Here is a 12,096-nt window from a genome sequence, read left to right on the forward strand (position 1 = left end):
TATGCCATGCGGGTCAAGGCGACTTCCGGCTACCCGTCTTTCAATCACAACAAGTACAGCAATATTAGGACTGCTTTTCGCTCACAGCGGACCTCTAACCCAGCCATCTTGTCCGCTTCGTTCTAAGAACAGACATCCCTCACTTCAGAATGTGTAGTCAACGGGGGACAGGACAATACGAATGTTCCACTAAAAAATACAGATGAGATAATTATTTACACCAAATTTTGGAGATTTATCGTTGTATCAGGTATTAAAAGTACAATTTAAATCTATTATATCTCGCAATAAGCCTGACATGTAGGTTTCTACAAATTCTCTAATTACGTTATTGACATATGAGCATTTGAAGGCGTAACCTTCAATCACTGTATGTAGATGTGTCTTCCCCTGTTGAGGTGGCTGATACAGCATTTCTACTTGCCATTAAACCAGTCTTTCATGTAATCCTATGTAAAATAGTCTGGTTAATTTATTTTACATACGGGTATCAGTGATGAATGAACTCAGTATTGTTAGTGGTAAATTGCAACTGTTGTCGATCATAGGTGACCCGATCGCTCAGGTCAGCGCTCCACTCATGATAAATGCCGCCATCCTTGAAAAACAAATCCCCGACACTTTGATGGTCCCTCTCCATATAAACTCTGTAGGTCTGCAAACCGCTGTCAATGGTCTGAAATGTATTCAGAATTTTCGTGGTGCCATTATAACGATGCCTCACAAACAACATGCGCTTTCATTAATTGATTCAGCCAGTGAATCTGCTATGGCAATCGGAGGATGCAACGTCATCAGGAGGAATGCTCAGGGCCAACTACATGGGGATATGCTCGATGGTGAAGGTTTCGTATCGAGCCTTTTGAAAAGAGGCTTCGATGTGACAGGTAAAAGAGTCTATCTAGCTGGAACAGGCGGTGCTGGCTCAGCTATTGCTTATGCTATGGCCGCCAAACAGGTTGGAGAATTAATTGGCACTGTTGCAAATAGTCGGTGGTGATAAACTTATCATCCCCTTTTGCTGATGGAGCTGTACATGAACCCATTCAAAGGCCGGCATTTTCAGCGTGACATCATTCTGTGGGCCGTACGCTGGTACTGCAAATACGGCATCAGTTACCGTGAGCTGCAGGAGATGCTGGCTGAACGCGGAGTGAATGTCGATCACTCCACGATTTACCGCTGGGTTCAGCGTTATGCGCCTGAAATGGAAAAACGGCTGCGCTGGTACTGGCGTAACCCTTCCGATCTTTGCCCGTGGCACATGGATGAAACCTACGTGAAGGTCAATGGCCGCTGGGCGTATCTGTACCGGGCCGTCGACAGCCGGGGCCGCACTGTCGATTTTTATCTCTCCTCCCGTCGTAACAGCAAAGCTGCATACCGGTTTCTGGGTAAAATCCTCAACAACGTGAAGAAGTGGCAGATCCCGCGATTCATCAACACGGATAAAGCGCCCGCCTATGGTCGCGCGCTTGCTCTGCTCAAACGCGAAGGCCGGTGCCCGTCTGACGTTGAACACCGACAGATTAAGTACCGGAACAACGTGATTGAATGCGATCATGGCAAACTGAAACGGATAATCGGCGCCACGCTGGGATTTAAATCCATGAAGACGGCTTACGCCACCATCAAAGGTATTGAGGTGATGCGTGCACTACGCAAAGGCCAGGCCTCAGCATTTTATTATGGTGATCCCCTGGGCGAAATGCGCCTGGTAAGCAGAGTTTTTGAAATGTAAGGCCTTTGAATAAGACAAAAGGCTGCCTCATCGCTAACTTTGCAACAGTGCCCAAAAAATTAACTACCTGAGGAAAATTGATCCTTTTGTGTTTGAAGAACTGTTGCTGGAAGGATTTGAAGCGCATGGCTTCAGAACCATCAGAAACAAACGCTATACCGGCGATGGAGGCATTGACGGCCAGGTAATAATAGGAAAATATCGCTATCTTATTCAGGCTAAACGCTATCGCGGCCATATTGCTTTACAGCACGTACAGGAGTTCGAGAAGTTGCTTAAACGTCATAACTGTCGCGGTCTGTTTTGCCATACCGGGAAAACCGGCGCAGGTTCAAAATCTGTCAGTATTGCCAGTGAACGGATGGAGATTATCAGCGGCCAGCGCCTGATAGATTTGCTCACGCCCGGCAGCTCCTTCACTATCGCAACCGCCCCGCAGACGATGATGAAGCGTACCGCAGCAACACTAGAAACGAGCACCATTGTTAAAGATGCCGGTAAAGAAAATCGATACCATGAGAGTTAATTAAATGAAGTCAGTAACTATAGAAGCAAAAACATTTGCTGAAATGTTAGGAATAACAGAAGGTGAGTTAATCTTTGCCATTAAGAAAACTGGCACATTCAAAAACAAGACCATCCCACAACCTCATGAGCCACATAAATCAAATAATAGATTTTTATATTCAGACGTAATGAGGTTTATAGAATCACTAAAAGACAAAGAGAACCGGTAATGACTCCAACTTACTGATAGTGTTTTATGTTCAGATAATGCCCGATGACCTTGTCATGCAGCTCCACCGATTTTGAGAACGACAGTGACTTCCGTCCCAGCCTTGCCAGATGTTGTCTCAGATTCAGGTTATGTCGCTCAATGCGCTGAGTGTAACGCTTGCTGATAACGTGCAGCTTTCCCTTCAGGCGGGGTTCATACAGCGGCCAGCCATCCGTCATCCATACCACGACCTCAAAGGCCGACAGCAGGCCCAGAAGACGCTCCAGCGTGGCCAACGTGCGTTACCTAACAATAAACCTGTTTAAATATCCAGATAAAAACATTCAATCTGGGTCAAATGAGTGATACAGTTTCACCCATAAGACCCAATGGAGGCAATATGTCTGAATTTGAATTACTGGCGCAGGATCTGCTTGAGAAAGCAGAAGCGGAAGAACAACTGCGACAGGAAAATGATAAAAAGCTGCTCGGGCAGGTGCTGGAAATCTATGACCAGAAGTACGTGGCTGAACTGCTTAGAAAAGTTGGTAAAAATGAGTGGAGTCGCGAGACTCTTAATCGCTGGATTAATGGTAAGTGCTCACCTAAGACGCTGACGTTAGCCGAAGAGGAACTTCTACGAAAAATGCTTCCGGAAGCGCCTGCACATCACCCTGACTATGCCTTCCGGTTTATTGACCTGTTTGCTGGGATTGGAGGTATACGGAAGGGCTTCGAAACCATCGGTGGCCAGTGCGTTTTTACCAGTGAATGGAATAAAGAGGCTGTGCGCACATATAAAGCTAACTGGTTTAACGATGCTCAGGAACACACTTTCAATCTCGATATTCGTGAAGTCACGCTCAGTGATAAACCTGAAGTACCTGAAAACGATGCCTATGCTTACATTAATGAGCATGTGCCGGATCATGATGTACTTCTAGCAGGTTTCCCCTGTCAACCGTTTAGCCTTGCGGGCGTAAGCAAGAAAAACTCGCTCGGGCGCGCGCATGGTTTCGAATGTGAGGCTCAGGGAACGCTTTTCTTCGATGTGGCGCGTATTATCCGCGCAAAAAAACCTGCCATCTTTGTTCTTGAAAACGTTAAAAACCTGAAGAGCCATGACAAGGGTAAAACCTTTAAAGTCATCATGGATACCCTCGACGAACTGGGCTATGAAGTTGCGGATGCAGCTGAGATGGGCAAAAACGATCCTAAAGTTATCGACGGAAAGCACTTTTTACCTCAGCACCGAGAACGTATCGTTTTGGTCGGTTTCCGCCGTGATCTGAACATTCACCAGGGCTTTACCCTGCGCGATATTAGTCGTTTTTATCCGGAACAGCGTCCGTCATTTGGCGAACTGCTGGAACCCGTGGTTGACAGCAAATATATACTGACGCCGAAACTCTGGGAGTATCTCTATAACTACGCCAAAAAGCACGCAGCTAAGGGTAACGGATTCGGTTTTGGCCTCGTTAATCCTGAAAATAAAGAAAGCATTGCCCGTACGCTTTCTGCTCGCTATCACAAAGACGGGTCTGAAATTCTGATAGACCGTGGCTGGGATATGGCCACAGGTGAAACAGACTTCGCGAACGAAGAAAATCAGGCGCATCGGCCCCGCAGGCTGACTCCGCGAGAGTGCGCGCGCCTTATGGGTTTTGAAAAAGTAGATGGCAGGCCTTTTCGCATTCCTGTGTCAGACACTCAGTCGTACAGGCAGTTCGGTAACTCCGTAGTGGTGCCCGTGTTTGAAGCCGTAGCCAAACTGCTTGAACCTTATATCCTGAAAGCGGTTAATGCCGATTCGTGCAAGGTTGAACGAATCTGATCGCTCCTCCCGGTATTTATGCCGGGAGATAATCTATGGAATATCTGCGTAAAGCCCTGTCAGCTCAGCAATAAACGCACCTAGCGTCATTAGCTCAGCTCTCACCGCCTCCGGGTATTTTTTGTGCAGAGATGATGGCACGACCAATCTGACACCCGACTCCCGCATCTCCCGATATTGAGCCAGAGAAACTCCCTCCTGGAGTGTAAACAGATGCACCTGATGAATTTTATCGGCCTCATTCAGTATCTGACGCCAGCGATCCTTACAGGTAGTCTTGACTGCCAGCATGCGCAGATTTTCTACGGGAAACTCAGTATCGTGGTAAGCCCCTGCGGAAGGGAAAAGGAAATCGGGTTTTTTATTACCTTCTGTGATGGCCTGCGTCGCAAAGTGTCGCAGGCCGTGCTCAATGAATAGATGCTCCAGGTGCAGTTCCAGCGACTTCCCGGCTCTGGATTTACGGCGATTGCTGACAGAATTGGCCAGCGCAATAAATTCATCCACAGAGCCAAATCCTTTCCGGATGATATCCAGAACATGCAGTTCCTCAACCAATAGAAATATGTCGTACTCCACGCGCCGGCGGTCAAGAAGTTGCTCATCCGGATCAAGGGAATTTTTCACATAATGGCTGGCTGCATACTGAATAATTTCACTTCCCGACGGAAAGCGCAGGTGCCAGTCTTCAGGTAGAATATATTTATGATTTACTGGCGCTTGCTGTAGAGATAGTCCGCCTAGAATCTGTCCTGCGGGGCCGGATATAAGCGCTCCGGGTATAACTTCACCAATAGCGGTCTCAATGACGTCCTCTTCATCAGTGCTGGCGCATACCCAAATATTTACTTCCTTACAGTCCCCCCCTTGCTCATCAAGCTTGAAAGCCAGGAGCGTCAGAGCCCCTGTATTTTCAGGATCCTGAAGTGGGCTGCCTCTACCCCAGCGGGTAATCCTTTTTTCATTCCGGGTTTTACCAAAATGACGGCTGTTATAATAAATTGCCCTGGCTTCGCTGTCAGGGCAATCATGCGATGACACATGTGCGGTGAGAAAAACCGAAGGGTTCAGTTCACGGGTATGGTTGATAGACGGAAAGAGTTTTTCAACGATACCTGAAGGGATATAAAGCCCTACCTGGTGACCACCTGTTGCGCCGGTATCGTTGGCGGAAAGGCGTTTGATGTAGACGAAGTAATTCTCACATGCGATCTCAAGTAGCCAGTTGTGGAAAACCGACATAAGCATCCCCTGTTACCCTGAAACTCTACTCACCATTTTTTCATGATTATATACAAACAGTGTCATTTTCAGAAGACGACTGCACCAGTTGATTGGGCGTAATGGCTGTTGTGCAGCCAGCTCCTGACAGTTCAATATCAGAAGTGATCTGCACCAATCTCGACTATGCTCAATACTCGTGTGCACCAAAGCGAGGTGAGCATGGCGACGGAGGCTCTGTTGCAAAGATTGGCGGCAGTCAGAGGTAGGCTGTCGCTCTGCGCCGATCAGGCGGCTGCTGCGAAATGGTGGTTGAGCATGCCCATGGCCTCCGTCAGCGCCGAGGGCCCAATGCCAAAAGCTCTCTCCACAAGGCGCACCTCGCCCCTGATGCCGGGCTGCAGGCACCAGGGGCGAGCCTGTCCTTTGCGCAGGGCTCGCATGACTTCGAATCCCTTGATCGTGGCATAGGCCGTGGGGATCGATTTGAAACCGCGCACCGGCTTGATCAGTATCTTGAGCTTTCCGTGATCGGCCTCGATCACGTTATTGAGATACTTCACCTGCCGGTGGGCCGTCTCCCGGTCCAGCTTTCCTTCGCGCTTCAATTCGGTGATCGCTGCACCATAGCTCGGCGCTTTGTCGGTATTGAGCGTGGCAGGCTTTTCCCAGTGCTTCAGGCCTCGCAGGGCCTTGCCCAGGAACCGCTTCGCTGCCTTGGCGCTGCGGGTCGGCGACAGGTAGAAATCGATCGTGTCGCCCCGCTTGTCGACTGCCCGGTACAGGTAGGTCCACTTGCCCCGCACCTTGACGTAGGTTTCATCCAGGCGCCAGCTCGGATCAAAGCCACGCCGCCAGAACCAGCGCAGCCGCTTCTCCATCTCCGGGGCGTAGCACTGGACCCAGCGATAGATCGTCGTATGGTCGACCGAAATGCCGCGTTCCGCCAGCATTTCCTCAAGGTCGCGATAGCTGATCGGATAGCGACAATACCAGCGCACCGCCCACAGGATCACATCACCCTGGAAATGGCGCCACTTGAAATCCGTCATCGTTCCGTCCGTCCAATCTCCGCCAAGCATGCTCAAGCTTCACGATTTTTGCAACAGAGCCCACACGAGTATTGAGCATAGTCGAGATTGGTGCAGATCACTTCTGATATTGAACTGTCAGGAGCTGGCTGCACAACAGCCATTACGCCCAATCAACTGGTGCAGTCGTCTTCTGAAAATGACAATCGTGCCACCGGCTCCAGGTCTTATCGAACAGCTCAGACACATGGTCCAAATGCTGGTCGATCCGTTCGGCCAGTTTTTCGATGGCCTCTTGCTTGAGCTTGTCACTTTCCCTGAACTCGATGTTCAAGGCCCTGGCCACCTGGTTGAGGTTCCGGCCGATAGCTCCAAGCTGCCGGCACGATTCCCGTACGGTGTTCACTTCTTCATCAGTGAGGACCGGCATCCGGTTCAACGACCGCAGTCATTTCTGTACCTAAACAGTCCTGCGAATATGTGAGTTTTGACCTAATGAGCCACAAAAACTCATTTTCGCCCACGATAATTTTTCTACTTCCTTTCTTTGGAATGCTCATTTCAATATTCACATAACGTCGCTATCAATCGCGGAAAAGGCGTAGTGCGCGAAGCGAACGAAGCTTTTTGCCGTCGATTGCATAGCTTTGTTAACCCTTTTTCCAAATTTGATAGCAATAGTTAATGTTTGAAGTAAAGTGTTGCTCAAAAACAACTTCGAAGGTATTTGGAATACTCGGGAAGAAAACATCCCCCTCTGGCTCGATGTCGATCGTCGATAAGTGGAGCGTAGAGGCCATGGGTAATGTTTCTCGGTAAATTTCTCCGCCACCAGACACTATAACGTGACCGGTGAATTCAGCTAGCCTGTCCATGGCCTCTTCGATTGACTGAAATACAACTACATTGTCATCATTTGATGTCCAACCTGAGCGGGTAACGACCGCGTATTTCCTATTGGGGAGTGCGCCCATAGATTCAAACGTCTTGCGACCCACCAGAAGCCACTGATTGTAGGTCAATGCTTTAAAAAGTAGCTGCTCCCCTTTCGCGGACCAGGGTATGTCTGGACCGCAACCAATCACGCCGTTTTTCGCTTTCGCAGCCATCAATGATACTTTCAAGGTTCTCATCCTGGGTTAACTTTGTTTTAGGGCGACTGCCCTGCTGCGTAACATCGTTGCTGCTCCATAACATCAAACATCGACCCACGGCGTAACGCGCTTGCTGCTTGGATGCCCGAGGCATAGACTGTACAAAAAAACAGTCATAACAAGCCATGAAAACCGCCACTGCGCCGTTACCACCGCTGCGTTCGGTCAAGGTTCTGGACCAGTTGCGTGAGCGCATACGCTACTTGCATTACAGTTTACGAACCGAACAGGCTTATGTCCACTGGGTTCGTGCCTTCATCCGTTTCCACGGTGTGCGTCACCCGGCAACCTTGGGCAGCAGCGAAGTCGAGGCATTTCTGTCCTGGCTGGCGAACGAGCGCAAGGTTTCGGTCTCCACGCATCGTCAGGCATTGGCGGCCTTGCTGTTCTTCTACGGCAAGGTGCTGTGCACGGATCTGCCCTGGCTTCAGGAGATCGGAAGACCTCGGCCGTCGCGGCGCTTGCCGGTGGTGCTGACCCCGGATGAAGTGGTTCGCATCCTCGGTTTTCTGGAAGGCGAGCATCGTTTGTTCGCCCAGCTTCTGTATGGAACGGGCATGCGGATCAGTGAGGGTTTGCAACTGCGGGTCAAGGATCTGGATTTCGATCACGGCACGATCATCGTGCGGGAGGGCAAGGGCTCCAAGGATCGGGCCTTGATGTTACCCGAGAGCTTGGCACCCAGCCTGCGCGAGCAGCTGTCGCGTGCACGGGCATGGTGGCTGAAGGACCAGGCCGAGGGCCGCAGCGGCGTTGCGCTTCCCGACGCCCTTGAGCGGAAGTATCCGCGCGCCGGGCATTCCTGGCCGTGGTTCTGGGTTTTTGCGCAGCACACGCATTCGACCGATCCACGGAGCGGTGTCGTGCGTCGCCATCACATGTATGACCAGACCTTTCAGCGCGCCTTCAAACGTGCCGTAGAACAAGCAGGCATCACGAAGCCCGCCACACCGCACACCCTCCGCCACTCGTTCGCGACGGCCTTGCTCCGCAGCGGTTACGACATTCGAACCGTGCAGGATCTGCTCGGCCATTCCGACGTCTCTACGACGATGATTTACACGCATGTGCTGAAAGTTGGCGGTGCCGGAGTGCGCTCACCGCTTGATGCGCTGCCGCCCCTCACTAGTGAGAGGTAGGGCAGCGCAAGTCAATCCTGGCGGATTCACTACCCCTGCGCGAAGGCCATCGGTGCCGCATCGAACGGCCGGTTGCGGAAAGTCCTCCCTGCGTCCGCTGATGGCCGGCAGCAGCCCGTCGTTGCCTGATGGATCCAACCCCTCCGCTGCTATAGTGCAGTCGGCTTCTGACGTTCAGTGCAGCCGTCTTCTGAAAACGACAAACAGCCAGAAAGGCTGTTACAGGCGATTTGATCTGCAACCTATTGGTTAAATTAATGTATCAAAAACGATGGTTTTTGTGACAGTCTTGAAAAGTCCTGACTTCTCCCGAAAAATGACTCCCCTCATGTAACAAAACTCGTTACTGTATCAACATAACAATAACCCCATAACTAATTAGCGAGAAAAGAATGAAAATCGGCTATGCACGTAAATCTACGCATCTTCAGGATGTGGCGCACCAGGTTGACGAACTAACAAAAGCTGGATGTGAGCAAATCGGCACTGTTGCAAATAGTCGGTGGTGATAAACTTATCATCCCCTTTTGCTGATGGAGCTGCACATGAACCCATTCAAAGGCCGGCATTTTCAGCGTGACATCATTCTGTGGGCCGTACGCTGGTACTGCAAATACGGCATCAGTTACCGTGAGCTGCAGGAGATGCTGGCTGAACGCGGAGTGAATGTCGATCACTCCACGATTTACCGCTGGGTTCAGCGTTATGCGCCTGAAATGGAAAAACGGCTGCGCTGGTACTGGCGTAACCCTTCCGATCTTTGCCCGTGGCACATGGATGAAACCTACGTGAAGGTCAATGGCCGCTGGGCGTATCTGTACCGGGCCGTCGACAGCCGGGGCCGCACTGTCGATTTTTATCTCTCCTCCCGTCGTAACAGCAAAGCTGCATACCGGTTTCTGGGTAAAATCCTCAACAACGTGAAGAAGTGGCAGATCCCGCGATTCATCAACACGGATAAAGCGCCCGCCTATGGTCGCGCGCTTGCTCTGCTCAAACGCGAAGGCCGGTGCCCGTCTGACGTTGAACACCGACAGATTAAGTACCGGAACAACGTGATTGAATGCGATCATGGCAAACTGAAACGGATAATCGGCGCCACGCTGGGATTTAAATCCATGAAGACGGCTTACGCCACCATCAAAGGTATTGAGGTGATGCGTGCACTACGCAAAGGCCAGGCCTCAGCATTTTATTATGGTGATCCCCTGGGCGAAATGCGCCTGGTAAGCAGAGTTTTTGAAATGTAAGGCCTTTGAATAAGACAAAAGGCTGCCTCATCGCTAACTTTGCAACAGTGCCCGTGAAGGCGCTGATGTTGCGATTAACTATTTACCTGAAGAAGAAGACGATGCGCGTGAAGTGGTCGATCTGATAAAAAAAGCAGGCAGAAATGTTTTGGCCATCCCCGGAGATATCCGTGATGAGGCTTTTTGCGGTCATCTGGTAACACAGGCGGTAAAAGGACTGGGAGGGTTGGATATCCTCGTCAATAATGCGGGTCGTCAGCAATTTTGTGAGTCAATTGAGGAACTCACCACAGAAGACTTCGACGCAACATTCAAAACCAATGTTTACGCTATGTTTTGGATCACCAAAGCGGCCATACCCCATCTTTCACCAGACAGCGTGATAATTAATACCTCCTCCGTACAGGCTTATGAGCCAAGTGAAATCTTGCTTGATTATGCTCAGACTAAAGCAGCTATCGTGGCATTTACTAAATCGCTGGCGAAACAGCTGGCCCCGAAAGGGATCCGTGTCAATGCCGTCGCGCCGGGTCCATACTGGACTGTACTGCAGTGCTGTGGTGGTCAACCGCAGGAAAAGGTGGAGAAATTTGGGGCAAATGCGCCGCTGGGACGCCCTGGTCAACCGGTGGAAATCGCGCCGCTTTATGTCACCCTGGCCGCTCGGGAGAACAGCTATACGTCTGGTCAGGTCTGGTGTTCTGATGGGGGGACCGGAACCCTCTAACGTTTACGATCTGTGCGTCGAAAGTGACTTTTAAGGCAAGGGCGGACACTATTGTATAAGGGCGGGAGCGGTACTTACCGCTCCGTGAATGCTAACCAATCACCGCGATGCCAAGTCGCTCCATGAGCAACGATGCCTGGTAGTTGTCCAACTTAACGCCTTGTAAATCAACGCCCCGAATATCTAAGTCACCCAACTCCGAATTGGTCAGATCGCAATGTGTGAAGTTTGCTGCTCGCCAGTCGAAAGTCGAAAACTCGCCGCCGGAGAGATCTGAACCACTGAACGTCGCGCCCAGTACCTGGGCACCTATCCAACGGTTTTCCCACAGCTCACACTTTTCCAACACGACTTTCGAAAAATTGGCGTAGCTTAGATTGGTATTCGTGATATATGCGCTACAAAACCAGGTGCGCGTGGTGATCATATTCATAAAGCTTGCGCCGCGGAAATCTGCGCCTTGTGCGCGGCAGTGGCGAATTTCAATGCCCAGCGCACTGGAATTGCGAAAATCCGCCATGGATAAATCACAGCTTTTAAAAATGGCATCTTTCAGCATCGCACGACTAAAATTGCACCCTTTCTGGCTTTCACGATCATAGAACTGACAGCCGATAAATTCAGTGCCGCTCAGGTCGGCACCTGAAAAATCACAGTTAAAAAATGTACTATTTTCAATTTTCTCACCGGTGAAACGGTTTCTGTCAATTTTTTCGCCAACGAGTGCCAGAGCCATATTTGTACCTGTTTTTTTTATACAGTAATGGCGTCATGGTAAACCCTGATGAGGTTATGCGTCAAATCCGCCAATATGACATCTGCAAATGTGCGTTAAATCTGGTGTTTTTTCAGCAAAGCGCGAAGCTGATGGTAAGTCAGACCCAGTAATTCAGCGGCTTTTTTCTGGTTAAATTTTGCCTGCTGTAAGCTGGTTTGTAGAAAGTCTTTCTCTTGCTGCTGCTGGAATTCACGCAGATCCAGCGGTAACCCTACAGACATCGGTTTAGTTTCCGGCGCCTGCGGCTGAGTAGTGTGGCGGCGGAAGGGGTCAATGATTATCTCATCCAGCGGGTAATCACTGGTTCCATGCCGGTAAACGGATCGCTCCACGACGTTTTTCAGTTCACGAATATTGCCCGGCCAACGGTAGTGGAGGAGAGTTTCTCTGGCCTCGGCACTAAAACCCGGAAACAGAGGTAATCCGATCTCGCGGCACATCTGAATGGCAAAATGGGGTTCTAGGGATTTTCCGTCCAAAAACGACAAAGTGCTCTGGAGGCC

The 12,096-nt window shown here is 50.3% G+C and carries 12 protein-coding genes and 3 pseudogenes; 8 read left to right on the forward strand and 7 right to left on the reverse strand.

What is annotated here, in order from left to right; all coding sequences use genetic code 11:
- Positions 1–496: 496 nt before the first annotated feature.
- From ACQG2Q_RS20630 to ACQG2Q_RS20645, 4 genes are all read left to right on the forward strand, one after another.
- On the forward strand, positions 497–1,000 hold the full coding sequence (locus ACQG2Q_RS20630) for a shikimate dehydrogenase family protein (protein ID WP_013851371.1): 504 nt from the start codon (positions 497–499) through the stop codon (positions 998–1,000).
- Positions 1,001–1,036: 36 nt separating this feature from the next.
- The gene (locus tag ACQG2Q_RS20635; protein WP_001067855.1) at positions 1,037–1,741 is read left to right on the forward strand and encodes an IS6-like element IS26 family transposase; all 705 of its coding nucleotides are present in this window, start codon (positions 1,037–1,039) and stop codon (positions 1,739–1,741) included.
- A gap of 88 nt (positions 1,742–1,829) precedes the next feature.
- Complete coding sequence (locus tag ACQG2Q_RS20640; RefSeq protein ID WP_020325134.1) at positions 1,830–2,267, forward strand: restriction endonuclease; 438 nt, start codon at positions 1,830–1,832, stop codon at positions 2,265–2,267.
- Positions 2,268–2,271: 4 nt separating this feature from the next.
- Positions 2,272–2,478, forward strand: a complete 207-nt coding sequence (locus ACQG2Q_RS20645; protein WP_001749967.1) for a hypothetical protein — start codon at positions 2,272–2,274, stop codon at positions 2,476–2,478.
- Positions 2,479–2,488: 10 nt separating this feature from the next.
- Here the strand turns inward: ACQG2Q_RS20645 and ACQG2Q_RS20650 are convergent.
- A pseudogene (locus tag ACQG2Q_RS20650) lies at positions 2,489–2,761 on the reverse strand (IS1 family transposase); the annotation flags it as partial.
- Positions 2,762–2,859: 98 nt separating this feature from the next.
- Between ACQG2Q_RS20650 and ACQG2Q_RS20655 the strand changes: the two are divergent.
- A complete protein-coding gene (locus ACQG2Q_RS20655; protein WP_001288432.1) occupies positions 2,860–4,293 on the forward strand; it encodes a DNA cytosine methyltransferase in 1,434 nt (477 codons plus the stop codon).
- 33 nt (positions 4,294–4,326) lie between these two features.
- Here ACQG2Q_RS20655 and ACQG2Q_RS20660 read toward each other — a convergent pair whose 3' ends face one another.
- The 4 genes from ACQG2Q_RS20660 to dfrA14 form a co-directional block, all read right to left on the reverse strand.
- Positions 4,327–5,535: a type II site-specific deoxyribonuclease gene (locus ACQG2Q_RS20660; protein WP_001749969.1), complete on the reverse strand. Its 1,209-nt coding sequence runs from the start codon at positions 5,533–5,535 to the stop codon at positions 4,327–4,329.
- Between the two features lie 266 nt (positions 5,536–5,801).
- Positions 5,802–6,566, reverse strand: coding sequence for an IS6-like element IS6100 family transposase (locus tag ACQG2Q_RS20665; protein WP_001389365.1), 765 nt, complete (start codon positions 6,564–6,566; stop codon positions 5,802–5,804).
- A gap of 142 nt (positions 6,567–6,708) precedes the next feature.
- Entirely contained in the window at positions 6,709–6,975 is a 267-nt protein-coding gene (gene mobC, locus ACQG2Q_RS20670; protein ID WP_001144737.1) for a plasmid mobilization relaxosome protein MobC, read from the reverse strand.
- 220 nt (positions 6,976–7,195) lie between these two features.
- Positions 7,196–7,669, reverse strand: a complete 474-nt coding sequence (gene dfrA14, locus ACQG2Q_RS20675) for a trimethoprim-resistant dihydrofolate reductase DfrA14 (protein ID WP_004201280.1) — start codon at positions 7,667–7,669, stop codon at positions 7,196–7,198.
- A 155-nt stretch (positions 7,670–7,824) separates the two neighbouring features.
- Between dfrA14 and intI1 the strand changes: the two genes are divergently transcribed.
- The 3 genes and pseudogenes from intI1 to ACQG2Q_RS20690 form a co-directional block, all read left to right on the forward strand.
- Positions 7,825–8,838, forward strand: a complete 1,014-nt coding sequence (gene intI1 / locus ACQG2Q_RS20680; protein WP_000845048.1) for a class 1 integron integrase IntI1 — start codon at positions 7,825–7,827, stop codon at positions 8,836–8,838.
- Between the two features lie 545 nt (positions 8,839–9,383).
- Positions 9,384–10,088: an IS6-like element IS26 family transposase gene (locus ACQG2Q_RS20685; protein ID WP_001067855.1), complete on the forward strand. Its 705-nt coding sequence runs from the start codon at positions 9,384–9,386 to the stop codon at positions 10,086–10,088.
- A gap of 49 nt (positions 10,089–10,137) precedes the next feature.
- A pseudogene (locus tag ACQG2Q_RS20690) lies at positions 10,138–10,815 on the forward strand (SDR family oxidoreductase); the annotation flags it as partial.
- 91 nt (positions 10,816–10,906) lie between these two features.
- On the opposite strand, the gene ACQG2Q_RS20695 reads toward ACQG2Q_RS20690, so the two are convergent.
- Positions 10,907–11,551 carry a quinolone resistance pentapeptide repeat protein QnrB1 gene (locus ACQG2Q_RS20695; RefSeq protein WP_014386481.1) on the reverse strand — a complete coding sequence of 215 codons (645 nt, stop codon included), beginning with the start codon at positions 11,549–11,551 and terminating at the stop codon, positions 10,907–10,909.
- Between the two features lie 95 nt (positions 11,552–11,646).
- Positions 11,647–12,048, reverse strand: a pseudogene (locus ACQG2Q_RS20700) (helix-turn-helix domain-containing protein); the annotation flags it as partial.
- Positions 12,049–12,096 lie beyond the last annotated feature (48 nt).

Origin of the sequence: Enterobacter cloacae complex sp. 370H10 (genome assembly GCF_050031535.1) — a bacterium.
Lineage (GTDB): Bacteria > Pseudomonadota > Gammaproteobacteria > Enterobacterales > Enterobacteriaceae > Enterobacter > Enterobacter intestinihominis.